This window comes from Nostoc sp., from assembly GCF_036917815.1.
In the GTDB taxonomy this organism is placed as follows: domain Bacteria; phylum Cyanobacteriota; class Cyanobacteriia; order Cyanobacteriales; family Nostocaceae; genus Nostoc.
Genome location: NZ_JBALEK010000103.1, coordinates 14,347 through 38,706, shown reverse-complemented (window position 1 = coordinate 38,706; position 24,360 = coordinate 14,347). Strand labels below are relative to the sequence as shown.

Sequence of the window (24,360 nt, the reverse complement as noted above, 5' to 3'; positions counted from 1 at the left end):
GGGAATAGGGAATAGGGAATAGGGAATAGGGAATAGGGAATAGGGAATAGGGAATAGGGAATAGGGAATAGGGAATAGGGAATAGGGAATAGGGCATTGCTTTCTCCCTCATCTCCCCACTCCCCACTCCCCACTCCCCAATCCCCAGCCCCCACAGAGGGTTGTCACTGCGAAATCTAGAAATTGGGATCAAATCTTCAGCAAAAACTTCTATGAGCGCAACACAATCTAACAACCTGCCGCTTTGGGTACAAGATCGGGATCAGGTGATAGCAGAAAGCACTGATGTCGAGTGGCGCTATCAGACACCGCCTGATTATTCCCGTTCCAAAGAAAATCTCGCTAAAGAAAGTATCTACAATCACCTTGAAGGTACACTAGAAGCGATCGTCCAAAACTTGGTGCGAACCTTCGAGATGGAGGTATCCTTTAAAGCTAACCCCCAAGAGTGGTTATCTATTGTGAATGACAACTTTCGCGTCAGTACCAATGGCGGAGTAGAGTACACCGCAGCAGATTTATCAGCCCAAGGTACTTACAACTTATTTATGGCTGATTCAGAACACTACAAGGCTTCAGAAGAAAGCTTTGAATCATCCGCAAAAGTCTTCCACACAACATTTCCCCAAGGTTTCCCTTGGGAAGTACTGGAAGTTTTCTCAGGGCCACCAAATGTCACATTCAAGTGGCGGCATTGGGGACATTTTAACGGAGAATATAAAGGCCATGCACCCACTGGAGAGACAGTAGAAATTATCGGCATGAGTATTGCAAAAGTTACCGATGACTTGAAGGTTATTTCCTTAGAACACTACTTTGACAATAATCTGTTCTTGGAAAAGCTCACATCTGGTGGCAAACAGACAAATGCTGAAAACCAGAAAAGTGCTTGTCCGTTTAGTTCTTGGTTCAAGAAATCCCAGAAAAGTTAGTTTGTTAGGGTACAGAGTGCAGTGCTGTGCCCTTAAATTATTCACATAGCAACTCAAGGATGAAAATGCAAACATACTATTACGTTTTGGCTAGTCAACGCTTTCTTCTCCAACAAGAACCGATACAAGAAGTTCTCAAAGAGCGCACTCGTCACTACCACGAACAAGAAAAACAAATAGATTTTTGGTTGGTTGAGCAACCAGCTTTTTTAGAAACACCGCAGTTTAAAGACTTCAAGGCCAAGTGTCCCCAACCAGCAGTAGCAATTATTTCTACAAATCCCCAATTTATTACTTGGTTAAAACTGCGTTTAGAGTACGTCATCACTGGAGAATTCCAGGCTCCTTCTGAAGCAATACCCGATGCCTTGGCATCGCTTGCTACTGTTTCCTAATCTGGGCATCATTGGGCATTGGATTATTCTCCTTGCCCCCTTGTCCCCCTCTCCGATTCGGTGGTCTTTTGATGTCTGTTTTTAATTGCGCGGACACCCTTTATTAAGTAGAAGTATAATGCAATGCCTTCACTTGATGGAGCGATTGAACTTCCGCTTTAGTAGCCAACCTAAACCCAAACCGAAAATTGCAATATTAGTAGACGGTTCTGGAACTGAGGTACTTGTACGCGTTTGGAGTACCACGTTGTCGATATTGACATCGAGGTTACTGAAAACACTCCTGACTGCAATTTCGTTAAAAGAGCTAATAATCCCAGAACCAGAATCAGATGCTTCTACAGAGAAACCATCAATTGATGCAGTTAGTCGAACTAATTGCGGAGTTAAGCGTTCGAGAAGGAGGTTTGCAGTATGAGGTGCTGTATCGTTTATGTGTTCAACATAAGACTGATTTATCTGCTTTTATGTGCTGTTATTAAGCATACAGTTAAACAATAGCTGTATACAGTCAAAAGTATAGGTTAATTGGTACATTAATAATTACAAAAAATCACTACGTAGAGACAAATGCTATATTATTTTGGGGGAACAAAATATTTTTTTATAAAATCTTCTAAGACACGTTAATTTACATAATCTAACTTTTGTGCATAGATTTCAGACTTTACCAAGTGTTTTAGGATTAGCGATATCTACGACGATCTTCGCTTACGCAGGGTTGATTTGTGGGATGAGTTCTGTTTTTGCCCAACAAGCCATTCCCCTTTGCAAACCACCAAATGCGGGTGAGTATCTTTTATTAGTAGTCAGTCCCACAGCAAATAATCAGAAGCAGTTACGTAGTGCCTTACCACCTGAACTTAAGACCATCACCTGCAAATATCTCAACGAAACTGTGACGCGAGTTGGGGGCTTTAACAAAATTGATGATGCCAATCGTTGGGCAAGATATGTCAGCAATATTGTTGGCTTGTCTGCCATAATTACCACTCGACCAACAACAACAGCAGATGTGAAGCCACAGGCACAGCCACGGTCACAACCACCTCAGCAGGCAGTCAGCTATAATCCTCAAGCCTTAGGAGAGGGTTATGCAGTGCTGGTAGATTATTACAACCGTCCCGAACTAGCAAATAGTGTGCAGCAATTGGTGGGAGGTAATGTAGGTTTTGTTTCCTATGGACAACGCCCTTACTTGCTGGCAGTTTATACCACTAATCAAAGTGAAGCTTACAACACATTGCAGAAACTAAACAATGGCGGTTTTGTTGCCAGCATAGTAGATAGTCGTAAGGTGATTTTGCTGCGCTCAACTGTGCGGTTGTAGTCATTAGTCATTAGTCATTGGTCATTGGTTAATAAACTGTAAACTGTAGACTATTGACTATTGACTATTGACTAATAAGCAGACCTAGCTAACCAATAGATGGTTATACCTAAAGCCGACCCAGCGATTACCTGAACTGGTGTATGTCCGAGTAATTCCTTCAGACGGTCTTGGCTAAAATCTGGTTTTTCATCAAATAATTCATCAATCATCTGATTGAGGATACGAGCTTGTTTACCAGCCGCTTGGCGAACTCCGGCTGCATCATACATAACGATGATGGCAAAAACTATCGCAACGGCAAAATCTGGAGATGCCCAACCCAGTGTTTGCCCTACACCAGCAGCTAGAGCCGTAACTAGAGCTGAATGGGCACTGGGCATACCTCCGGTTGTCACCAAAACACGCACATTCAGTTTGCGATTTTTGACGATCTCGATTACGAGCTTTAGTGCTTGAGCAATTAAACAAGCTACCAGAGCAACCAGCAGCACCCGGTTGTCTAAAATGTTGCCTATGTCCTGCATGGTATTTTGGTTAGGTTAATAAATATTAGCAGCAGTTGTTGGTTGAGGAAACATTTAGATTCAACCCAAAATCCCAAATTAACCTAGTAAATCACGGTGGAAACAGGCCAACTATTCAAAATCACCCAAAAGCTTAGTTGATAAGCTTTTTTAATTTTGAATGAGTGAATTTTGAATTCCTCTGGGTGGTGTAATACGGAATAGCGTTAATAAACCACCCATTCCAAATCAATGAAACGCTTACAGTATAGGAATTACGAATTACTCAAAGCGTTACTAGTTATTGCGGCTGACAATAAAATGAGCGATCGCTTGGAGCTGTTTGGCTCTCTCCCCAAATGGTTCTAATTCCGCACAAGCTGCTTTAACTAGCTCTTGGGCAATTGATCGCGATTCCTCAAGTCCCCAAAGACTGGGATAGGTGACTTTCTTGGCTTTTTGGTCTTTACCTGCTGTTTTACCTAATTGCTCTTGAGTAGAAGTGATATCCAGAATATCATCAATGATTTGGAATGCTAGCCCAATATTTTGAGAATAACGGGTTAGTCGCTGCACATCTTCAGGTGATGCCCCAGTTATGATCCCACCACAAACTACACAAGCTTCCAAAAGGGCGGCTGTTTTGTGTTTATGAATGAAATTCAGCGTTTCTAGGGAAATATCAGATTTACCTTCCGACTCTAAATCGACAACTTGACCGCCGACCAAACCAGCTGCCCCCAGCGCCCGACCAAGACGGGCAATTACCTGCAAGACTAGCTCTCTCTTAACGCTTTGTGGGGTTTGAATAGCAACAAACTCAAAAGCGAGAGCCAACAAGCCATCGCCAGCCAAAATCGCTACATCTTCACCATAGACTTTATGATTCGTCAGCTTGCCACGACGGTAATCGTCATTATCCATCGCTGGCAGGTCGTCATGAATCAATGACATTGTGTGGATCATTTCCACAGCACAAGCCGTTGGCATAGCCATTTCGATAGTTCCACCCATCATTTCACAGGTAGCAAGGCAAAGAATGGGACGTACACGCTTGCCTCCAGCTAATAACGAGTAGCGCATCGCCTCATAAATCTTTTCTGGATAAATGATGGGGATAGCCTGATCCAAAGCACGATCGCAAAGCTTTTGTCGCTCTTTGAGATAGGCTGCTAAGTTAAACGTGGCTTCCTCTGGTGGTGTCTTTTGAACGTTATCAGTTGCTACCATTCTTAAATTCCTGACATTTTGGGATTTTTGTCTTACACGTCACAATTTTAAGGTGCTGTGGCGCTGAAAAAAATGAAGAGTTGGGAGTAGAGACGCGATTAATCGCGTCTCTACAGGAGTTAGGAGTTAGGAATTAATAACTCTTAACTTTTAACTCATCAGTCTCTTTCTTCATCTTGCCGCCTTGGAATAGCTGGCAAATGTATTTTGCAACAATATGGCGACAGTCATAGGACCAACACCACCAGGAACTGGGGTGATAAATCCGGCGACGCTAGCGGTTGATTCAAAATCAACATCGCCAATTAAGCGACTGTTGCCACTAGCATCGGTGACGCGATTCATCCCTACATCTACCACAACAGCGCCCGGTTTCACCATATCAGCAAAGATCAGTCCGGGACGACCTACTGCTGCAATTAGAATATCAGCATTTTGGGTGATGCTTTTGAGGTCATGCGATCGCGAGTGAGCGATCGTGACTGTGGCATCAGCTTCTAATAGCATCAACGCCATCGGTTTTCCCACTAAAATACTACGTCCCACTACTACTGCCTGTTTTCCCTGCAAAGAAATCTCATATTCTTGTAAAAGCCGCATCACACCAGCCGGGGTGCAGCTACGTAAACCGATTTCTCCCCGTACTAATCGCCCCAAGTTCACTGGATGCAATCCATCAGCATCTTTATCGGGATCAATTTGATGCAGCAGAGCTACAGCATCCAAGTGGTTAGGTAAGGGCAACTGCACAAGAATGCCATCCACTCGTTCATCTTGGTTTAGTGTAGCAATTACCTCTTCTAACTCCCCAAGGGTAGTTTCGGCGGGAAAATGTTTGCCAAAAGAAGCGATACCAACTTTAGCGCAGGCTTTTTCTTTATTGCGTACATAAGCGGCTGACGCTGGGTTATCACCAACCATCAACACTGCTAAACCAGGCGATCGTCCGATTTTTGGTTCTAATTGTGTAATGGCAACAGAAAGTTCTTGCTGAATTTTTTGAGCTATTGCTTTACCATCAAGGAGTTTGGCAGTTCTTGTTTCCATGAAAATTCCCAGCTGTATTCGCTTGTTGTCCAAAGTCAAAATAAAAATATTAGTTATTTAATCTTGACTTTCGACTATTATTGTGTTGCTGTTTGATGTCGTAGGGTTTCTCTGACAGTAAATCCATAATGTTTATTTTCTCAGATCAACGGCATCATCTGAAGAATAAAGAATTGGGGAGATGAGGGAGATGAGTATTGAACCATGCCCAATGCCCCATGCCCCATGCCCAATTCCCAATGCCCAATTCCCAAAATAAATTGGTGGCTTTCATGGAACAAACGAGAAATTTGTCCCTTTCCTTCTTGTATGGACATAGCATTGTTACCTACCGCCTGGGGTTGATTTTTTTCTTGATGGTGGGACTTTGTAGTTGTAGTAGTTTGTCTTCGTCAGGCTTGAGTGGGGTTAACTTAAAAATTGGTACTAATGTCACCCCAATTCGAGAAATTAAACCCAAACAAGACAATCAGGCTACAGTTTACATCCAAGGTCAGGTAGAAAAGCAAGCTCCCCTGATGAAACAGTGGGCTTATCAAATTAGTGACTCAACGGGCAAAATTTGGGTTGTTACCAATCAAAAGAATCTGGGCGAGGGTTCACAAGTGGTAATTAAGGGTAAAGTTCGCTACCGAAGTATTCCCTTAGCTGGCAAAGAATTGGGGGAAGTTTATTTAGAAGAAGAGTAATCAGTAATTAAAAATAAACATAATGAACAATCAACAGGTGCATGTAGCGATCGCAATTCTCTACCAAAAAAACAAGTTTCTCATGCAACTGCGCGATAACATCCCCGGTATTCTCTACCCTGGTTACTGGGCGCTGTTTGGCGGTCACATCGAACCTGGTGAAACACCGGATGTAGCAGTCAAGCGAGAAATTTTAGAAGAAATCGGCTACACTCTACCACCCTTTGTTGAATTTGGCTGTTACCGCGACGAAAGAATTGTCCGTCATGTCTTTCATGCACCACTCTTGGTGGAGTTAAATCAACTAGTTCTGAACGAAGGCTGGGATATGGGGTTATTCACACCAGAAGATATTCGCCAAGGTAACTGTTATTCACAAAATGCTGGCGAAGTCCGACCTTTAGGGGCGACGCATCAGAGAATTGTGTTGGATTTTATTGAGAAAAATCTCACATAATTTGGGCATTGGGAAAGAGGAGGCAGAATTCAAAATTCAAAATTCAAAATTCAAAACATTTCAGACGAACGCGAGTGCGTCTCCAAGAGTTGAGGAGTGCGGTCTTCTCCCTTGGCGCTAGCCTCTCCCAATGTGAGAAGGGGAGACGCTAAAAGCGATAGCGCCGGCGGCAATCGAGTCCGCGTACCCTTACAGGGAAGCAAGCTACGCTTTTAGCGTCTCGTAGAGAGCGTCTGGGGTCTCCCCAAGAGGAGCAACTCCGGGGGATTTAAACCCCGACTGAAATGGGTGCTACATGTAGATTGCAGGTTCTTAAACCCTTTAATTTACGATAAATTATTGAATTTTGAATTTTGAATTTTGAATTGATTTCTCCCCCACTCCCACACCCTAGAAGCCAAAATAAAGTTAGAACTCTTATGGGGTCATCACTAATGCAATCAGCAAATAAACTGCCGCGATGGTTAACTATAGGATTGGCATTTCCCATTGCCATTCTCAACGGCTGGCTATTGATCCAGGTTGTACAGTATTTTCAACCATTGGTTAGCATTATTGCTGCCGCCATCCTCCTGGCTTTTGTCTTGAACTATCCAATTCAGTTTCTTCAGGAACAAGGGGTGAAACGCAACTTAGCGATCGGAGGAGTGTTACTTTTGACTGTGGTGGTTTTAGGAGCTCTAGGCATTACCTTGGTTCCCCTGATTATCCAACAGCTAGTTGAGTTGGCTAATATTTTGCCCAGTTGGATTGATTCTGGTACTCAGCAGCTGCAAGCTTTCCAGGATTGGGCGTTAAGTCAACAAGAACTTCCCATTAATTTAAGTGGTTTATTTACCCAACTTCTGGAACGATTATCTAACCAACTTCAGTCCTTCACTGGTAGAATTCTTGGTTTTGCCGTCGATACCATTGGTATTGTCCTCAACGTACTGCTGGCAGTAGTGCTGACTATCTACCTAATATTGAACGGCAAACGTCTTTGGGACGGAATTTTTCAGTGGTTTCCCCCTAACATTGGGTCAAGAATGCGGGAATTACTACGAGAGGATTTCCACAATTACTTCATCGGTCAAGCAACATTGGGAGCTGTGTTAGGGGTGACAATTATATTGGCATTTTTGGCGCTGCAAGTTCCCTTGGCTCTACTTTTTGGCATTGGTATTGGCTTGTTTTCACTCTTCCCCTTTGGTACGGGGGTAGGTATCGCCATAGTAAGCTTGTTGGTAGCGCTGCAAAATTTTTGGTTAGGAGTGGAAGTCTTAGGTGTAGCTGTTGCCATCGACCAAGTTAATTCTAATATTGTTGCACCACGAATTCTCGGAAATTTGACTGGTTTAAATCCTGTCTGGGTGGTGATTTCTTTGCTACTAGGGGCAAAGTTGGGCGGAGTTTTGGGTTTATTAATTGCGATCCCTATTGCCAGTTTTATCAAGGATATAACAGATAGTTGGCGGGCTGGGGAGTTTAATAAAATAGATGATATCGAGTCAGAACCTGTTGCGATCAATAGTGAGAGAGCAGGAACTTATAGCTAAAATTCAATCATTCAAACAACCTCTTAAGCTATTTACATCTCTAAAATTTGGATTTCATCAAGTTGATTAATCACCACATCCGCACCTCGGACATTATCTGACTTACCTACCCAAGTGATACCAATACAACCTGCGGCTTTAGCATCACGCGCCATTTGCATATCACCAACTGAATCACCCACCATCAATGTAGCGCCCGGTTCGACTCCCAAGGCTTGGCAAGCTTGCAAAAATAGCATTGGATCTGGTTTACTCGGTCCCTCATCTACTCCCATCTCCAACTGTATATAATCACTTAACTGGTGATTCGCTACAAAATTATGTACTTCTTCAGTTGTCGCAGCTGAGAGGATGCCAAGTTTCAAACCACCTTCTTGTAGATATTTCAACAAGTCTAAGCTACCCACAAATAGTGGTGAAGGAGTTTGTCCGATGTATTTTTCCGCTTCATCTAAAGCTTGACGGGCTATTTTTAAGCACTCAAACCATCCTTTTCCAGTTTCAGCAATATATGCCGCAGCTGCAACTTCTGTTTCGCGGCGACTGGCTACTGATATTAAACCTGCGGGATCTAGAAGATTGCCATTTATGCCAAATGCCATTAATAGAGGTTCCCCAGTTCCAGGGATTTGGGCATCTATTAATCTTGCCGCTTTTTGTGCCAGCGATCGCAAATAGGTTTCTGAATCTTCTAGAGTGCCGTTTTTGTCAAACAAAATTGCCTGGATATTATCAAAGGTGATATTTCTACATTTAATGGTTGCCACAATATTTAACTCTTAACTACTGCTAAATCTTCACTTTTACCGATTATCCACATAAAAAAAGAGGGTTTTTCCCTCTTTATAAAATGATTTGATATTCTTACTTAAAAATAAGTAAAACTATAAAAAATCTATTATTCTTCAATAGCTGCTGGAATTTGTTCTTCAGTTTCCCTTGCTGCTGGAATCTCCTTTTCAATTTCCGCAACTACTGTAACTTCTTCAAGTTCTGCTGCTGGTGGAACTTCTTCTGCAAGTTCTGCTGCTGGTGGAATCTCTTCTTCAAGTTCTGCTGCTGGTGGAACTTCGTCTTCAAGTTCTACTGCTGGTGGAACTTCTTCTTCTGCTAAAGCTTCCGCAGGTGCAGCCGATGCCGCAGTAGCACCTTGCTGCTTGGCTAACAGTTGTTCACGATACTTAGCAGCCATTTCTTCCGCTTTATCGTAAACCAAATCCCGGTTCTTAATCATGTCGCCGGGTTCTGGTTCTAGCTGTTTGGTAGATAGGGAAATCCGACCCCTTTCTGCATCCAAGTCAATGATCATAACTTTCACTTCATCATTGACATTGAACACGCTATGGGGTGTATCAATATGTTCGTGAGAAATCTCGGAAATATGTAGTAGACCACTGACGCCGCCGATGTCGATGAAAGCACCGTAGGGCTTGATGCCACGAACGGTACCAATTACTACTTCGCCGACTTCTAGGCGGTTCATCTTGCGCTCAACCAGCGCCCGACGGTGAGATAGAACTAGGCGATTACGCTCTTCGTCTACTTCTAAGAATTTCAACGGTAAATCTTCGCCTACCAATTCTTCTTTAGGTTTGCGGGTACTGATGTGAGAACCTGGGATAAAGCCACGTAATCCCTCAATCCTTACCAATGCTCCACCACGATTGGTTGCAAACACGCCAGAACGTACAGTAGCATCTTCTGCTTGCAGCTGTCGCACACGTTCCCAAGCCCGCATATATTCAATACGGCGAATGGAAAGGGTTAATTGTCCATCTTCGTTTTCATCGGTGAGGATGAAAAATTCCCGTGTTTCGTTTGACTGTAATACTTCTTCCGGGGCATCTACCCGGTTAATAGACATTTCTTGTATAGGTATATATGCTGCGGTTTTAGCACCAATGTCAATCAGAGCGCCGCGCGGCTCTATACTGAAAACTGTTCCTGGGACAACATCACCAGGGCTAAAATGATAATCGTATTTGTCAAGTAGAGCAGCGAAATCTTCGTGAGTGAATCCAATTTCTGTAGCGGTTAAATTCTGATTGACCATGCTGATTTGTTCCTGGTTCTAGTCTCCGTAAAGGTTGTGCGACAAGCGCGACGTATTATGCAAGCGCTTTTATGGCAGCTTACACAAAACATCCATTTTCATCCTAGCGCAGAAAAGCTAGTATTAACACATATCTACTCCCAAGATTGGAAATTATATCACAATATCAAAATGATTGGTGATTTACTTAGTATTTAAAACTAGCCCTTTCAAGGTGACTTAGAAAATCTCTGATTTCCTCTCTGCGCTCTCTGTGCCTCTGCGGTTTAAAAGTAATTTATCTAACCTTATTAGGCGCAGAGAACACAGAGTAAAGAGGGATTCTTTGACCAAAATTTTTACCCACCTTGAAAGGGCTAGTATTTAAAACCAACATAAGGACAAACATAATAATATCCGTTGCTACCATCCTTAGTAGCAACGGATATTAACCTTAAATCAGCTTAAAGGTGTGGAAATAGGATCTACTTATCTTTTGGTTTCTCAAAGCGAGGGGGTTCGCGAAATGCGATCGCAAAAAATAGAGTACCTATACACAGAGTAAAAATCAAGATGTACGCAACGCTTTCCATATTACGATTTCCTCTTTATTTAGCCAGTAGTTAAAATTCTGAATGCTGAGTCAGAGCCTTAACTCTGAACTCAGCACTCATAACTCAGAACTGAAATTAAAGGGCTTCCTTCCGGCGGGTTGACTTATCACCCACTTTCTGGAACAGACCCCACTCAACTTGCTCTTCAAGATCGGCATCAACACCAGCAAATACGTCTCGGTAAATTGTCCGAGCGCCATGCCAGAGATGACCAAAGAAGAACAGCAAAGCAAATACCGCGTGTCCAAAGGTAAACCAACCTCTAGGACTGGTGCGGAATACACCATCAGAGTTCAAGGTTTCTCGGTCAAATTCAAAGATTTCACCGCCTTGAGCTTTACGGGCATACTTCTTCACATCAGCTGGTTCTGTGAAGGTTTTACCATTGAGATTGCCACCGTAGAAACTAACGTTGACACCAGATTGCTCGAAGCTATACTTGGATTCTGCCCGACGGAAGGGAATGTCAGCGCGGACAACTCCATCTGCATCAGTCAAAATCACTGGGAAGGTTTCAAAGAAGTTGGGGAGACGGCGCACCGTCAATTCCCGTCCTTCAGAGTCTTTGAATACGGCGTGACCTTGCCAAGATTGGGCAATGCCATCACCTTTCACCATCGGCCCTGTACGGAATAGACCACCTTTAGCGGGGCTATTACCGACGTAATCATAGAAAGCCAGCTTTTCGGGAATTTGCGACCAAGCTTGATCAAGGGTTGCACCTTGAGCAACAGTTGTTTGGACGCGGCGCTGAATTTCTTGACGGAAGTAGCCTTGATCCCACTGATAGCGGGTAGGGCCAAACAATTCGATGGGTGTGGCGGCGTTACCGTACCACATAGTACCAGCAACAACGAAAGCAGCGAAGAAGACTGCTGCAATACTGCTAGAAAGTACTGTTTCAATGTTCCCCATCCGCAGGGCTTTGTAGAGCCGTTCGGGGGGTCTAACTGTCAGGTGGAATAAGCCTGCAATAATACCAACAACACCTGCGGCAATGTGGTGAGCCGCAATGCCACCAGGGTTATATGGGTTAAAACCATCGGGTCCCCATTCTGGTGCTACTGCCTGCGCTGCGCCAGTTATACCGTAGGGGTCAGAAACCCATATCCCCGGCCCAAATAGTCCGGTGACGTGAAAAGCACCAAATCCAAAACAAAGTAGACCAGATAAGAACAGGTGAATGCCAAACATCTTTGGCAAGTCTAGGGCAGGTTCACCAGTGCGGGGATCTCTAAAGAGTTCCAAATCCCAGTAAACCCAGTGCCATACGGCGGCTAGGAACAGCAGACCGGAAAGAACAATGTGAGCCGCAGCAACGCCTTCAAATGACCAGAAGCCAGGATCAGTTGATGGACCACCAGTAACGTTCCAACCACCCCAAGATTGGGTAACACCCAAACGTGACATGAAGGGCAGAACGAACATCCCTTGACGCCACATGGGGTTGAGAACTGGGTCGCTAGGGTCAAAAACAGCCAGTTCGTAGAGTGCCATCGAACCAGCCCAGCCTGCTACTAAGGCTGTGTGCATTAGGTGTACAGAAATCAGCCGCCCTGGATCATTCAGAACGACTGTATGTACTCGGTACCAGGGTAGTCCCATTGACTACGCTCCTCCTCGATGAGTTAGTTTACAAAGCAATTTTCTTACTGAGGTTATGAGAGACGAAAATCGCCACTCATAAAACTCTCTCTTGTTTTTTGTTATTGCCAGAGCCAGAGTATTACCACAGCTTAGTCTTAATAAGTCAGACAGCGTGGGTACTTTAGCAATGCTTACTCGCTTCGGGAGGTTTACCTATGTAGGGTAGCCATCTCCAAGCAAAAATGAGAATGTTTTAAAAAGTGTAACTATTGATGGAATTGTTTGCAAGCGTGTAAATTGATGCGATCGCGTAGCATCTGTAAGTTTTTTCGCTACCAATACCCCTCAGAGATGAAATTTGCTTATCTTTTCTTTACGAGGGGAGTGGGGGGAACAAGAGGAGGGGACAAGAATAATTATGTTGTTATGTTAATTAGCCTACTCCCTACTCCCTATTCCCCACTCCCCAATATTTACTGAACCACCAACTGGATATTTTGCAGTTGACACTTTGCCTCAGCTGTACCCAGACGTTCGATTACCTGTTCGGCACTCATCAGACGCTTGAGTACTACTTGGCCGATGGTTTTACTAGCAATTACTGGTGTTGTTGGTTTCACTTCTACGGTTAAAACGGCTTCTTCAACTCGATAAAGCCAGAGCAATTCGTTTTCTTCAACTAAACAAATATTCATTCGCTGAATATCTGGTTGGCGTCGCCATGCGGTTATTTGCCAGAGTCCATCAGATGCCCAGACTCTAGCAACTGCCCATCCCTCAGATAGAAAGAAATATTTCACGGTCTTAGTCTCACTATTAGACTTTCAATCTGCTCTTAACGATATCGTATATTATTTGTTACTAATGTATAACTAATGATATTTTAACTTAAGGCTGTTTAAATTATTATTGCCCACTTCTTAATAAGAAAATACTAAAAAAATACTTATTTATCTCATTCAACTCAGTAGAAGAAATCACAAAGTTATAATATCTGAATTCTAAACTACGATAATAGCGACACAATTAGAAAACTATATGAATGGGCATTTGAAATACACGACAAAGAATGGAATTATACAATTAATAGAACCGACGATAAAAAAATGGGGAAAGTAAACAAGATAACTTTAAAGGCAAACGATACAAGGGAAAAGAGATTTTTATATTAAACTACTCTTCTCTTGAATCTACTTCTCAAAATTCTGAACAGTTAATTTTAAAAGTTTGAATTATTCTATAGAAATAAGCAATGTAGATTCTGAGGCGAGGATCTAAATTTTTAGAAGTAATTCATCAAAGAAAGCTTCGCATTTTTCTATTTCTATCCATTTATTTTTTGGATAGGGAACTTCCGTTGATTCTAAATTTTGAACATTGCCAAAATTAATAACTGGATAGTTAGGTCTAAACCCACAACCTGATATATGTTGGGTTGCGCTCCGCTCCACCCAACCTACCTACGTCTAATGCACTATTTTAGCCTAGACAGTCCACTACGTGCATTTCAAAAATCAAATACTAGTCCTATAGTTAGCATTTAAGGAAATCAACCATTGATTGCTTTCTAAGTATTATTATTTAATAATCCTAAATATATCTATACATTATTGGAGGAAAATCCTGTACTAAAAGTGGGTGAACTAGGAATTAATTGTAAAAAATGCTATAAAACTAGCGAAGATATAGTAAAATTACTGACCGCTAATTACATAAAATTTAACTGTATGACTTGGTTTTCCTTGTCCGTGAAACGGTGGGGTCGGATTACACAATTCCTATCTTTGTTCTGTCTATGTTTATTTTTAGTTGTTAGTTGCGCTCCTCGTCCGCAGCCAGCTACGCCGCCATCCGGTTCTGTAAATAGCCCTACAGGTGATGGGCGGATTACTATCGGTACAACAGCAAAGCCAAGAACCCTTGATCCGGCTGATGCTTATGAGTTAGCATCGTTGGTTTTGGTGTTTAATATGAGCGATCGCCTCTACAACTACGAACCAGGAAGCACCGAAATTAAGCCCCAGCTAGCTACAGCATTACCCAAAGTCAGTCAAGATGGCTTAACTTATATCATCCCCTTGCGTCAGGGAGTAGTTTTTCACGATGGGACTCCCTTCAACGCCCAAGCAATGGCCTTTACCATCCAGCGCTTTATTGAAAATAAAGGAAAACCCTCATTCTTACTAGCCGATATAGTAGATTCGATAAAACCGACAAGCCAGTATGAGTTAACCATCAAGCTGAAAAAGCCCTTTGCAGCGTTTCCCTCATTGCTGGCGTTTCCTGGGATGTGTGCAGTTTCACCCAAAGCTTACGAACTCGGTGCTGGTAAATTCAAGCCGAATATTTTTGTGGGGACTGGCCCTTATAAATTAGCGCAGTATGGTACTGATTCCATCCGACTTGATGTGTTTGATAAGTATTGGGGCGAAAAACCAGCTAACAAAGGTGTTAACCTCCAAATTCAAACTAGTCCGGTTAATTTGTTTAATGCTTTCCGTACAGGCGCGGTGGATGTAGCTTATCAGTCGTTACAGCCAGATCAAAATCGCAGCTTAGAAGAAGGTGGTAAAAAAGGGGATTGGCAAGCGATCGCAGCTGAGGGTAGTGTAGTAAGTTATCTGGCATTGAACCGGAATCAAAAGCCTTTAGATAAATTAGAGGTAAGACAAGCGATCGCATCCATAATTGACCGTCCACTTTTAAATGAGCGAGTCTTACTTGGTCAGGCAGATCCGCTTTATAGCATGATTCCCACCACATTTAAAGTTTCTGTGCCATTATTCAAAGATAAATATGGCGATGCTAACTTTGATCAAGCTAAAAAATTGTTAACTACTGCTGGTTTCTCCAAAGAAAATCCCGCAAAAGTGCAAGTTTGGTACCCTTCTAGTTCGCCTACTCGGAGTTTGGCAGCACAGACACTCAAATCTCTTGTCGATGTCAAAATGGATGGAATACTTCAATTTGAAGTCACCCAAGCGGAAGGTCCAGCCTTCTTTAAAGACATTGCTAAGGGTTTGTATCCAGCAGCTTTACTTGATTGGTATCCAGACTTTTTAGATCCAGATAATTACGTCCAGCCGTTTTTATCTTGTGACAAAGGTTCAGTTGCGAAAGGCTGCGAAGATGGAGGCAGCCAAATTCAGGGTTCGTTCTACTATAGTGAAGCTATAAATAAACTGATTGATCAGGAACGCAAAGAACAAAACCCCGAAGCGCGTCAGAAAATTTTTACAGAAATTCAAACGCAAGTAACAACTGATGTACCTTACGTTCCCTTATGGCAAGATAAAGACTATGTATTTGCCCAAAAAGGTGTTAGTAGTGTACAACTGAACCCTACCCAAATTCTAATTTACCAGACAATTAAAAAGTAGTCATTAGTCATTGGTCATTGGTCATTAGTAATAACTGTTGACCATTGGCTTTTGACTATTCAATAAAACATTTCATGTTCAATATATCTAGTTAATAGCTAAGATAGTTACAAAAACTGCATTTTTAATTTTAAACTTTGAATTGCTTATGTCTCGTTCTAAAGCTTTACAATATTACATTGTTTCTCGGTTGCTTCTCGCACCACTTCAGCTATTAACAATCATCACTATTGTATTTCTCTTACTAAGAGCAACACCAGGAGATCCCGCAGATGCAATTCTTGGTGGACGTGCGCCAGAAGCGGCTAAAGAAGAATTGCGAAAACAACTCGGTTTAAACCTTCCTCTGTGGCTACAGTACCTAAATTATTTGGGAAGCATACTGCGCTTTGACTTGGGAACCTCTTTAATGAGTACCGGACAGAATGTTGGGGACATAATTGGGCAATATTTCCCGGCGACGGTGGAGTTAGCAGTATGTAGTATGGCCGTTGCGCTCATCGTCGGAATTGCAGTTGGGACTCTTTCGGCTTCCCGTCCTGGAACATATTTTGATGTCGGTGGGCGCTTATTTGGGATCATCACCTATGCACTCCCGATGTTTTGGGCGGGAATGCTTTTGCAGTTGATTTTCTCAGTCCAATTGGGTTGGTTTCCTAATTCCAACCGCTTTCCGCCCAATCTTCCGGCACCCACTACTGTCACTGGATTGTATACAATTGATAGCTTACTCGCTGGAAACTTCACCCAGTTTTTTACATCTTTGCATCATCTGGCTCTACCGAGTCTCACGCTAGGAATTTTGCTCAGTGGGATTTTTGAGCGAATTGTGCGAGTGAATTTAAAGCAAACCTTGCAAGCCGATTATGTAGAAGCCGCTAGAGCCAGAGGTATTGGTGAAAATAAGATTTTAGCATCCCACGCTTTAAAGAATGCGCTAATCCCAGTAATTACAGTGCTGGGATTAACATTTGCGTCTCTGTTAGGTGGGGCAATTTTGACAGAGGTGACATTTTCTTGGCCTGGGTTAGCTAATCGACTATATCAAGCGATCGCCGATCGCGATTATCCCACAGTGCAGGGAGTGCTAGTATTTTTTGGTGCGATCGTTGTGAGTGCGAGCATTTTGATTGATATTTTAAATGCTTATGTAGATCCGCGAATTCGGTATTAAGTAGAGTATTCTGATTCCCGAATTCTGACTCCTGACTTCTTCTCATATTTTGTTAAATTTACGCCGTGCCGTGTGCAACTTTCTCTCGAACCTAACCCCCAACCCCTTCCCTACAAGGGAAGGGGAGCAAGAATCAAAGCCTCTCTCCCTGTGGGGGAGAGGAATGGAAGTGGGGTTCCAAGGATAAGTTGCACATCGCGTTAATTTTCTTGAGAAATACCACTGGCTAAAATACCAAGAATTTTATTCACATCTTTGAGATAATACTCGCTTAAATCAATGGTCAATGTTTGTGCTTCTAGTTTCAGGAATTGCCAAATACTGCCTGTTGTAACTGCACCATAAATTGTTTTAATCTCAGTTGCAGCTTGCTCATTAAATATTTGGGCTGCTACCATTTCCGCCGCACACTGACCCAAACCCCCATTAATATTTTCTTTTTTAGCTTCTACAACTGTAATTACTGGTGCTGTCAAAATTAGAATTTCTGGAGATTTAGTAATAATAAAATCGCAAGTGCCGTTTAATCCTTTACTGTTATCGACAGTAAAATCTACTCCAGAAAATAAACTAACTTGTTCGTGTAATTGTCGGCGTAAATCAACTAAAATGGGAGCAATAATTAACTCAGAACGAGCTTTTTCACTATTACTGCCTAAAGCGATATCAAGGTTATAATTGAGTGTTTCTACAAGTAAGTTACTCGCTGTTAATTCAGAAACACCAGCAAAAATATTGCGTCTTTCTAATGTGCTTAAACTAAACTCTTGTTTTGCTTTAGCTAAACTAAACTCGCTGTAAGCCATAAAACTATTACTCTCTTTCGCTTTTAAATAGAAGACTGAAATTACCGTCCAACATCCAAGTTAAAGTAGAAACTACTGTCAACAATTCTGTTGCTGCCAACATATTTGATAATGGGTATGCTAACTCGGTGCTGTCCTGGTTTAAGCTTCCAAGTTTGTTGAAAATTACCAATATTATGACAAGCAGCATTAATCGGGAAGTTACTAGGAGTGAAAAGTCCATTTTTATAACTCTCAACTCCATTTGGAAACAGATAAACTTTTACTTCTACTCGATTGACTGGAGTTTTAGATGTTATGCAATAGGTTAGGTTTGATAATCTTAGAGTATCTCCAGCTTTTAAAGGTATGCGATCGCGATTTTTTAGTTGCTGAGGTTCGTTGCTATTAAACTGCACTGTAAGATTATCAACGCATACTTTAGTCACAGTAACTTTATCACACGTTGTAGAAGTGGCGGTAACAGAGGGTGACTCTAGAGAAGATTTGTTCCCAAGCCCCATTATGGCAGGTACTCCGGCAGTTAATATGGCAGCAGTGGCAGGGATAAGAGCAAGTGCAAGCTGTTGTCTAAATGTCATTTCTCAAACTCCTCAACTTTTGTGCTGTAACACCATCATCACTTGAGACACAGGCTCTATAGGTAGGCGCTAGTAGGAAGTTTGAGTGATTAAATTGTTGTAAGGGAAAGTAGGCAAATGTAGGTTTGTAGGGTAAAGTATTACACTAACGACTAATTTTAAAATTTACTCTGCCAATTCAAGTATGCCAAATGGACTCACAACAAGCGTTAGCATACATTAACGGACTGCTGACGGAAAAGAGAAAGCAAGTTTTAAATGATTTGGAAGAAAAGCTCTTTTTAGGAATATGGGAAAATCAGACTTATTCAAATATTGCTGCTAAAAATAATCACTCTGAACAATATTTTAAAGAAGCAGGTGCAACTTTATGCAAAAAGATCACACAAGATTTAGGGATAAAAGTTAATAATAAAAATTTTAAAAATCCAATTAAATATCATTATCAACAGCATTCAGAAATAACTTTACCTTCCCAACAAGCAATTGCAGAACCAATTAATACAGTACAAGGAGATGAATCACAGTCAGATAATCTATTACAGCGAAATCATAATCCTTTCATTCCCATTAATGGCAGAGTAGAAGAAAAGGATCTATTCTTTGACCGAGAGCGCGAAATCCGGCGAGTATTTGAGGTACTGAATAGCGGTAGTAGTGTCGTTTTAATTGGGGAGGAGGGAATCGGAAAATCCTCACTGTTATGGATGATTTGCCAAGAAGTAGAAACTCGTCTAAACGTTAAACGTCAGCCAGTTTTCTTAGACCTCAATTTACTTCATAATGAAAGTCAATTTTATAGTGATTTGTGCTATCGCCTTTGCATTTGCTGGTTTGCACACTTTAGAAGAGATGACAGCAGATTATTTTCAACCCTTCTTTGCCAGCGTCATTCCTATTCATGTTGGCTTTCAAGAACGTGCAGCTACTCGCCAAATTCTCGCTAACCCAGGTAATGAAGACTTCCCCCTCGACTACATCCCGGAAGCTTTAGATGAAATTTATGCTTTGACGCATGGTCAACCATATTTAGTGCAACTACTGGGTTTTCAGCTAGTGCGCGGCTACAATGACTTTGTTTTTGAGCAAGGACGATCGCGTGACCCAGTTTTCACTGTAGAAGATGTGGAAGCAGTTATCAATGACTCTGAGTTTTTCAAGCGGGGACGCTACTATTTTGATGGGGTTTGGGGTCAGGCGGCGCGGGGTGCTGAGGGTCAACAGGTAATTGTACAAGTGCTTGCACCTCACCCAGAAGGGCTAAGTCTGGATGCCTTAGCTCAATCTACAGGTATGAACGATGCCGATTTACAGAAAGCGCTGAATACTCTGAAGCGTCATGATGTAGTTGAGGAAACTCAGGGAAGCTGGCGGATTATGGTAGAACTTTTTCGCCGTTGGGTTTTGCAGCAGTAGATTTTTACAGTACCGGGCGAATAGAAGGCGAATAGAATTCGCGGCTACACAGGCGAAGTCCGCCTTCGCGGACTAATTTCAGCGATCGCATTTGCTATTTCGGCGATCGCATTTACTATTATTGAGGGTTTATCTTCTTAAACTACGAGGATCAAGTGCATCTCTCAGCCCATCACCGAGTAAGTTGAATGCTAGCACTGTGAGGATAATCAGCACAGCCGGCGGCCAGATTAACCAAGGTTGCAGTACCAAAATTGAAGCATTACTAGCCAGAGAAAGCATATTTCCCCAAGAGGGGTCTGGTTGTTGAATTCCCAAGCCGATGAGACTCAGTATTGCCTCAGAACCAATAAAGCTGGGAATTGCAAGAGTCGCAGAGATAACTACATAACTAGCTGTTTGCGGTAAAACGTGGCGGACGATGATATAAATTGGGTTCCCACCCATTGCACGCGCGGCTTGGACAAATTCTCGCTCTTTAATTGATAGTACCTGTCCCCGAATGACCCGTGCTAAACCAGCCCAGCTAATCACCGAAGTAATCACCACAATCAGCAAAAAGCGCTGGGTGCTGCTTAAGCCAGCTGGTAAGACTGCACCCAAAGTCACCAAAAGATAAATACTAGGGAAGGTCATTAGCACTTCTGCCAAGCGCATGATGACGCTATCAGTCACACCGCCGAAATAGCCAGAAATTCCCCCAACCAGCAAACCAAGGGGATAGGTAATGATAATACCAAAAATCCCGATAAACATACTGATGCGACCGCCATGCAACAGGCGGCTGAATTGGTCGCGGCCTTGGTCATCAGTGCCCAAGATGTTGACTTTTGCACCAGTTGTTGTGCCAAATAAATGCGAATTTAAGGGGATACCAGAAAAGATTGTGACTTCATCCCACTTTGGGGGTAATGGCAAACTCATCTGTAACAATCGGTATTCTGGCCCGGAGACAAATAGACGCACGGGTGAGGGCTTTGTCAAGTCTACAATGAGTTTGCGATCGCCTGTTTGTAAATTCGTATCTCCCTGAGTCGTCGGATAAATATGGGGTCCGGTAAATTGCCCTGACTGAGAAACCCAGTGTATCTTAGTTGGTGGCAGCAGTGAACCATTAGGCTGTGAGGCATAGGGGTCATAAGGAGCCACGAAATCAGCTGCAATTACTCCTATATAGAAAATTAACAGCAAAATTGCCCCAAATCGTGCCAAAGGATTTTTCTGAAGTCGTCGCCACCAATCCATAGGAGTTAGGAGTTAGGAGTTAGAAGTTATGAGTTATTAAGCTTTTATCTTAATTCATAATTCATGATTAATAATTCTCAACTTCCCACTCCTGTAGAGACGCAATTAATCGCGTCTCTCCTCCTAACTCGCAACTCCTAACTTCTCCAAATACCTCTGCTGTTCTTCCTGTTGTTTTTCATGTTCCACAACAAATACATTTGAGTAGAGATTAGCGAGAATTTGTTTTCCCTGTTGTGTCAGTGATAAGTAATGCAGTCCCTCTTGGATATAGGGATAGACACCATTCCAGTAAAACTTAGCGTAGTTATTACGTAAATCGGCAGGGGTTTTATAACCCAAAACTTTATTTACACCAGTTTCTTCAAACTCGTAAAATAAAGAAGTAATTTTCTTCAGATAACGTGGGTCACTTAGTTGACCAATCAAGTCAGCAGCCCGGACTAATCCTGCAAAGCACTTTGTATCTTGATGATCTTCTGCCGCCGGTACGGGAAATCGAGTCAATTCAATATTGCTCTTAATTGCCTCAGCATCTATTAATTTGTGACCTCCAAAACGTTCATCAATAAACAGCTTGGCTCTATCAACATGATATGGTGTCAGACTGGCATCAGAAGCGCCAGGAGCCACAGAAATCATTCTGCCATTTTTACCTGTGGCATATAAACCTGCTGTTTCTCGGTCTTGTCGGCAAACTCCTTTAACGTAGCCAATATCATGACTCACTAAGGAAATGATACAATGCAACCAGTCTTCGCTGGAAACACCGCCTTCCCTGATGTGTTTGCCACGTAAAATCTCTTGCCCCACCAGGGTTACAAGGACAGTGTGTTCAACATTGTGATAAAGAGCGTCGCTATTGGCAATGTTTTCTAAAGCCATATTACCAGCCCAGGCGATAATGTCCTGATAATCATTTTTAAAGCAGCCGTAGGTGCGACGGTAGCCGTCTCGAATTTCATTTACAAAGGCATCAATTAAAATTTCCGTGGCATTGAACATATCTGGTTACTCTGGTAAATACCAATTATTTATTGAAATAGGGATTGGGGATTGGGGGGTGTTTTCAAACCCTTTTTGAAGGACCTGAGTCTTTGGAGATCCCCCCAACCCCCCTTAAAAAGCAGGGCTTTTAGAGTTTCTTTCCCCCCTTTTTAAGGGGGGTTAGGGGGGATCTTCGAGTTTGAAAACAGTCCCTAGTACCCAGTACGGGAGCGTTGATTTCATTGATTGATTTCAAAATTCCATGATTAGAGCCGCCCTTGCTGGAATTTAGGGCAATGGAGTTTGCTCAGTTGTAACTCACTTGTAGCTGTGAACGCTAGCTTTACCTACATAGCAGTACATGGCTTCTTGGCAACAGAAAGGCTTTAGATGAATTATGAGTTGCGTAGAAAAAAGAATTCCCTAGTTTAGAAAAATACATGAATTGTTCTGATTTTAATTAGATAAATCTAGATTAGCTTTTAGGACTTACGCAAAACTACACGCTGTAGGGGCAATTAATGAATTGCCCCTACCTAAAAATCGGGGTTTTAGCTCTTGTTTGCGTAAGTCCTAGCTTTATCAGTCTTTCATATCTAAGCCTTGGTTGACGGTGATCTAAATACGTAAGGTATGTGACCTAGAGTAGCTAGATGAGATGAGATTATTTTCTATATCATAATCATCTTTCTAAGCATTTTTAACTAGTAATTACTCTTAGTAAGAATGTTTTATTATATACTATTGCCAATAAAATATTTAGACCATAGAATGCGTCATAGTTGATATAAAGTAAATAAATCTCAATTTTTCTTAAGAAAAGACCAAGATTGCTATGGATAGACAGAAAGTGGAGGTGGGACTGTGAGCGATGAAAGTGTTTCAGAAGTTGAGGTGGAAAAACTTGTAACCTCTAAAGATACTAGCTTTTTGGGCAAATCAGATTCCAAACCAGCTAGGGTATGGTTGAAGCCATTATTCTTGGGTGCTGGTTTAGGAATTGCGATCGCCTTGGCTGCTATGGGTATATTAAGTCGTCTTCCATCCCGTCAACAAAGTGCGGTAGCAGATAAAAAAGTTAACCCAGCGATGACAGTCACCATTGCCACTGTAGAAACCGCCCGTGTTGTCCGTACCCTTAAAACTACTGGGACTGTAGCAGCGCGTGATTTAATTCCAGTGCTACCGCAGATAAACGGCTTACAAATCAAAAGTATCCCCGAAGATGTGAAAGAAGGAGCTTTTGTCAAAAAAGGTCAAGTTTTGGCGGTGTTGGATAATTCCATACTGCAAACCCAAATTAACCAAGCAAAAGCAGATGTGGAATCTAAACAAGCAGATGTGGAATCTAAACAAGCAGATTTGACATCAAAGCAGGCAGATTTGGCATCAAGTAAAGCAATAGTCCAGCAAAAACAAGCCGATTTAGCTCAAGCTAAGGCGAGGCTAGAGGAAGCAGCTAAAAATTATCAGCGCTATCAACAACTCGCTGACTCTGGAACAATTAGTAAGCAAGAACTCGATACTCGTTCCTACGCTGTGAAAACTGCCAGAGAAGTTGTGAACCTGGGGCAAGAAAATGTGCGTAGTGCCGAGGCTAATATCGGCAGCGCTCAAGCCAATATTGGTAATGCCCAAGCTATCATCAACAAAGCCAAAGCGGATGTCCGCAGCAGTGGTGCTAAGGTGCAACAACTACAAACTCAGTTGGGACAAACTGTGGTGCGATCGCCGGTTTCGGGAGCGATCGCAGAGAAACTGGCTAGAGTAGGTGATATCACTGGTATACCGCCGCAAACCCAGATGGGAACTGTGATTGGTGGCACACAAAAGCTATTTTCGATTATTGAAGATGAAAAGCTAGAACTTCAGGCGAAGGTGCCCGAAACTCAACTAAATCAGGTGAAAATTGGCGCATCTGTACAAATTACTTCTGGTGTCGATCAGGGTGTGCGATCGCAGGGACGAGTCAGGGATATACAACCACAAGTAAACGATCAAAGACGTGAAGCGACAGTAAAAATTGACTTGCCACCAACAACTTTACTTAAACCAGGAATGTTTGCTAGTGCTGCAATTACTACTAACTCAGGGATGAGGATGGTGGTGCCGCAAAAAGCAGTGCAGTCTCAAGCGGACGCAAGTGTAATTGTATTCATCCTATCGGGTGAAAATACAGTCCACAGCCAGAAAGTAGAATTAGGAGATCCTGCCAATGGCGACAAAGTAGAAATCAAGAGTGGGTTGCAATTAGGCGATCGCGTCGTAGTTGATGGTGCTGGCTATCTCAAAGATGGCGACAAAGTTCGAGTTGCAAATTGAAGGGAATGGGGAATCGGGAGTGGGGAAAAAAACAATGACTAATGACTAATGACTAATGACTAATCTAAAATCTAAAATCTAAAATCTAAAAT

24 protein-coding genes are annotated in these 24,360 nt (G+C 42.4%); 11 read left to right on the top strand and 13 right to left on the bottom strand.

Going from position 1 to position 24,360, the window contains the following annotated elements; genetic code table 11:
- The first annotated feature begins 212 nt into the window (after positions 1–212).
- Both V7K97_RS31815 and V7K97_RS31810 read left to right on the top strand, forming a co-directional pair.
- Positions 213–932, top strand: coding sequence for a SnoaL-like polyketide cyclase (locus V7K97_RS31815; protein ID WP_334804977.1), 720 nt, complete (start codon positions 213–215; stop codon positions 930–932).
- A 65-nt stretch (positions 933–997) separates the two neighbouring features.
- Positions 998–1,327, top strand: coding sequence for an MgPME-cyclase complex family protein (locus tag V7K97_RS31810; RefSeq protein ID WP_334804976.1), 330 nt, complete (start codon positions 998–1,000; stop codon positions 1,325–1,327).
- Positions 1,328–1,456: 129 nt separating this feature from the next.
- Here the strand turns inward: V7K97_RS31810 and V7K97_RS32215 are convergent, their stop codons facing one another.
- On the bottom strand, positions 1,457–1,573 hold the full coding sequence (locus V7K97_RS32215; RefSeq protein WP_442936927.1) for a PEP-CTERM sorting domain-containing protein: 117 nt from the start codon (positions 1,571–1,573) through the stop codon (positions 1,457–1,459).
- 403 nt (positions 1,574–1,976) lie between these two features.
- On the opposite strand from V7K97_RS32215, the gene V7K97_RS31805 reads away from it, so the two are divergent.
- Positions 1,977–2,657, top strand: a complete 681-nt coding sequence (locus V7K97_RS31805) for a hypothetical protein (RefSeq protein WP_334804975.1) — start codon at positions 1,977–1,979, stop codon at positions 2,655–2,657.
- Positions 2,658–2,728: 71 nt separating this feature from the next.
- On the opposite strand, the gene V7K97_RS31800 is transcribed toward V7K97_RS31805, so the two are convergent.
- The 3 genes from V7K97_RS31800 to folD all read right to left on the bottom strand — a co-directional run bounded on the left by V7K97_RS31800 (position 2,729) and on the right by folD (position 5,440).
- Positions 2,729–3,184, bottom strand: coding sequence for a divergent PAP2 family protein (locus V7K97_RS31800; RefSeq protein WP_334804974.1), 456 nt, complete (start codon positions 3,182–3,184; stop codon positions 2,729–2,731).
- Positions 3,185–3,460: 276 nt separating this feature from the next.
- Complete coding sequence (gene crtE / locus V7K97_RS31795) at positions 3,461–4,393, bottom strand: geranylgeranyl diphosphate synthase CrtE (protein ID WP_334804973.1); 933 nt, start codon at positions 4,391–4,393, stop codon at positions 3,461–3,463.
- Positions 4,394–4,564: 171 nt separating this feature from the next.
- A complete protein-coding gene (gene folD, locus V7K97_RS31790; RefSeq protein WP_334804972.1) occupies positions 4,565–5,440 on the bottom strand; it encodes a bifunctional methylenetetrahydrofolate dehydrogenase/methenyltetrahydrofolate cyclohydrolase FolD in 876 nt (291 codons plus the stop codon).
- 218 nt (positions 5,441–5,658) lie between these two features.
- On the opposite strand from folD, the gene V7K97_RS31785 reads away from it, so the two are divergent.
- The 3 genes from V7K97_RS31785 to V7K97_RS31775 all read left to right on the top strand — a co-directional run bounded on the left by V7K97_RS31785 (position 5,659) and on the right by V7K97_RS31775 (position 8,124).
- Positions 5,659–6,129: a hypothetical protein gene (locus V7K97_RS31785; protein ID WP_442938943.1), complete on the top strand. Its 471-nt coding sequence runs from the start codon at positions 5,659–5,661 to the stop codon at positions 6,127–6,129.
- Between the two features lie 22 nt (positions 6,130–6,151).
- On the top strand, positions 6,152–6,586 hold the full coding sequence (locus V7K97_RS31780) for an NUDIX hydrolase (protein WP_334804971.1): 435 nt from the start codon (positions 6,152–6,154) through the stop codon (positions 6,584–6,586).
- Between the two features lie 434 nt (positions 6,587–7,020).
- Positions 7,021–8,124, top strand: coding sequence for an AI-2E family transporter (locus V7K97_RS31775; protein ID WP_334804970.1), 1,104 nt, complete (start codon positions 7,021–7,023; stop codon positions 8,122–8,124).
- A gap of 32 nt (positions 8,125–8,156) precedes the next feature.
- Here V7K97_RS31775 and V7K97_RS31770 read toward each other — a convergent pair whose 3' ends face one another.
- The 5 genes from V7K97_RS31770 to V7K97_RS31750 all read right to left on the bottom strand — a co-directional run bounded on the left by V7K97_RS31770 (position 8,157) and on the right by V7K97_RS31750 (position 13,157).
- Positions 8,157–8,891 (bottom strand): HAD family hydrolase, encoded by a 735-nt coding sequence (locus V7K97_RS31770; RefSeq protein ID WP_334804969.1) that lies wholly within the window; start codon positions 8,889–8,891, stop codon positions 8,157–8,159.
- Between the two features lie 131 nt (positions 8,892–9,022).
- On the bottom strand, positions 9,023–10,177 hold the full coding sequence (locus V7K97_RS31765; protein WP_334804968.1) for a 30S ribosomal protein S1: 1,155 nt from the start codon (positions 10,175–10,177) through the stop codon (positions 9,023–9,025).
- A 464-nt stretch (positions 10,178–10,641) separates the two neighbouring features.
- A complete protein-coding gene (locus tag V7K97_RS31760; RefSeq protein WP_084227385.1) occupies positions 10,642–10,749 on the bottom strand; it encodes a photosystem II reaction center protein T in 108 nt (35 codons plus the stop codon).
- 96 nt (positions 10,750–10,845) lie between these two features.
- Positions 10,846–12,375: a photosystem II chlorophyll-binding protein CP47 gene (gene psbB / locus V7K97_RS31755; protein ID WP_334804967.1), complete on the bottom strand. Its 1,530-nt coding sequence runs from the start codon at positions 12,373–12,375 to the stop codon at positions 10,846–10,848.
- Between the two features lie 455 nt (positions 12,376–12,830).
- On the bottom strand, positions 12,831–13,157 hold the full coding sequence (locus V7K97_RS31750) for a hypothetical protein (RefSeq protein ID WP_334804966.1): 327 nt from the start codon (positions 13,155–13,157) through the stop codon (positions 12,831–12,833).
- A gap of 927 nt (positions 13,158–14,084) precedes the next feature.
- On the opposite strand from V7K97_RS31750, the gene V7K97_RS31745 reads away from it, so the two are divergent.
- Positions 14,085–15,737 (top strand): ABC transporter substrate-binding protein, encoded by a 1,653-nt coding sequence (locus V7K97_RS31745; RefSeq protein ID WP_334804964.1) that lies wholly within the window; start codon positions 14,085–14,087, stop codon positions 15,735–15,737.
- Positions 15,738–15,885: 148 nt separating this feature from the next.
- Positions 15,886–16,911 carry an ABC transporter permease gene (locus V7K97_RS31740; protein WP_334804962.1) on the top strand — a complete coding sequence of 342 codons (1,026 nt, stop codon included), beginning with the start codon at positions 15,886–15,888 and terminating at the stop codon, positions 16,909–16,911.
- A gap of 200 nt (positions 16,912–17,111) precedes the next feature.
- Here the strand turns inward: V7K97_RS31740 and V7K97_RS31735 are convergent, their stop codons facing one another.
- Positions 17,112–17,717, bottom strand: coding sequence for a hypothetical protein (locus V7K97_RS31735; protein WP_334804961.1), 606 nt, complete (start codon positions 17,715–17,717; stop codon positions 17,112–17,114).
- Between the two features lie 41 nt (positions 17,718–17,758).
- A complete protein-coding gene (locus tag V7K97_RS31730) occupies positions 17,759–18,298 on the bottom strand; it encodes a hypothetical protein (RefSeq protein WP_334804959.1) in 540 nt (179 codons plus the stop codon).
- Between the two features lie 191 nt (positions 18,299–18,489).
- On the opposite strand from V7K97_RS31730, the gene V7K97_RS31725 reads away from it, so the two are divergent.
- Positions 18,490–19,245 (top strand): ATP-binding protein, encoded by a 756-nt coding sequence (locus V7K97_RS31725; protein WP_334804958.1) that lies wholly within the window; start codon positions 18,490–18,492, stop codon positions 19,243–19,245.
- The gene (locus tag V7K97_RS31720; protein ID WP_334804957.1) at positions 19,151–19,714 is read left to right on the top strand and encodes a helix-turn-helix domain-containing protein; all 564 of its coding nucleotides are present in this window, start codon (positions 19,151–19,153) and stop codon (positions 19,712–19,714) included. Before V7K97_RS31725 ends, V7K97_RS31720 begins: the two co-directional genes overlap by 95 nt.
- Before the next feature lie 129 nt (positions 19,715–19,843).
- Here the strand turns inward: V7K97_RS31720 and V7K97_RS31715 are convergent, their stop codons facing one another.
- Together V7K97_RS31715 and V7K97_RS31710 are read right to left on the bottom strand one after the other, a co-directional pair.
- Positions 19,844–20,959 carry an ABC transporter permease gene (locus V7K97_RS31715; RefSeq protein ID WP_334804956.1) on the bottom strand — a complete coding sequence of 372 codons (1,116 nt, stop codon included), beginning with the start codon at positions 20,957–20,959 and terminating at the stop codon, positions 19,844–19,846.
- 123 nt (positions 20,960–21,082) lie between these two features.
- The gene (locus V7K97_RS31710; RefSeq protein WP_334804955.1) at positions 21,083–21,964 is read right to left on the bottom strand and encodes an Npun_R2479 family HD domain-containing metalloprotein; all 882 of its coding nucleotides are present in this window, start codon (positions 21,962–21,964) and stop codon (positions 21,083–21,085) included.
- Between the two features lie 846 nt (positions 21,965–22,810).
- Between V7K97_RS31710 and V7K97_RS31705 the strand changes: the two genes are divergently transcribed.
- Positions 22,811–24,268 carry an efflux RND transporter periplasmic adaptor subunit gene (locus V7K97_RS31705; RefSeq protein ID WP_334804954.1) on the top strand — a complete coding sequence of 486 codons (1,458 nt, stop codon included), beginning with the start codon at positions 22,811–22,813 and terminating at the stop codon, positions 24,266–24,268.
- Positions 24,269–24,360: the final 92 nt, after the last annotated feature.

Excerpts from the sequence above, each read along its gene's own strand:
- V7K97_RS31780 (WP_334804971.1), top strand. The coding sequence starts at position 6,152 with ATGAACAATCAACAGGTGCATGTAGCGATCGCAATTCTCTACCAAAAA.
- V7K97_RS31760 (WP_084227385.1), bottom strand. The coding sequence starts at position 10,749 with ATGGAAAGCGTTGCGTACATCTTGATTTTTACTCTGTGTATAGGTACT.
- V7K97_RS31745 (WP_334804964.1), top strand. The coding sequence starts at position 14,085 with ATGACTTGGTTTTCCTTGTCCGTGAAACGGTGGGGTCGGATTACACAA.
- V7K97_RS31710 (WP_334804955.1), bottom strand. The coding sequence starts at position 21,964 with ATGTTCAATGCCACGGAAATTTTAATTGATGCCTTTGTAAATGAAATT.
- V7K97_RS31785 (WP_442938943.1), top strand. The coding sequence starts at position 5,659 with ATGCCCCATGCCCAATTCCCAATGCCCAATTCCCAAAATAAATTGGTG.
- crtE (WP_334804973.1), bottom strand. The coding sequence starts at position 4,393 with ATGGTAGCAACTGATAACGTTCAAAAGACACCACCAGAGGAAGCCACG.
- V7K97_RS31725 (WP_334804958.1), top strand. The coding sequence starts at position 18,490 with ATGGACTCACAACAAGCGTTAGCATACATTAACGGACTGCTGACGGAA.
- V7K97_RS31730 (WP_334804959.1), bottom strand. The coding sequence starts at position 18,298 with ATGACATTTAGACAACAGCTTGCACTTGCTCTTATCCCTGCCACTGCT.
- psbB (WP_334804967.1), bottom strand. The coding sequence starts at position 12,375 with ATGGGACTACCCTGGTACCGAGTACATACAGTCGTTCTGAATGATCCA.
- V7K97_RS31765 (WP_334804968.1), bottom strand. The coding sequence starts at position 10,177 with ATGGTCAATCAGAATTTAACCGCTACAGAAATTGGATTCACTCACGAA.
- V7K97_RS31735 (WP_334804961.1), bottom strand. The coding sequence starts at position 17,717 with ATGGCTTACAGCGAGTTTAGTTTAGCTAAAGCAAAACAAGAGTTTAGT.
- V7K97_RS31810 (WP_334804976.1), top strand. The coding sequence starts at position 998 with ATGCAAACATACTATTACGTTTTGGCTAGTCAACGCTTTCTTCTCCAA.
- V7K97_RS31720 (WP_334804957.1), top strand. The coding sequence starts at position 19,151 with ATGACAGCAGATTATTTTCAACCCTTCTTTGCCAGCGTCATTCCTATT.
- V7K97_RS31715 (WP_334804956.1), bottom strand. The coding sequence starts at position 20,959 with ATGGATTGGTGGCGACGACTTCAGAAAAATCCTTTGGCACGATTTGGG.
- folD (WP_334804972.1), bottom strand. The coding sequence starts at position 5,440 with ATGGAAACAAGAACTGCCAAACTCCTTGATGGTAAAGCAATAGCTCAA.
- V7K97_RS31740 (WP_334804962.1), top strand. The coding sequence starts at position 15,886 with ATGTCTCGTTCTAAAGCTTTACAATATTACATTGTTTCTCGGTTGCTT.
- V7K97_RS31815 (WP_334804977.1), top strand. The coding sequence starts at position 213 with ATGAGCGCAACACAATCTAACAACCTGCCGCTTTGGGTACAAGATCGG.
- V7K97_RS31775 (WP_334804970.1), top strand. The coding sequence starts at position 7,021 with ATGCAATCAGCAAATAAACTGCCGCGATGGTTAACTATAGGATTGGCA.
- V7K97_RS31800 (WP_334804974.1), bottom strand. The coding sequence starts at position 3,184 with ATGCAGGACATAGGCAACATTTTAGACAACCGGGTGCTGCTGGTTGCT.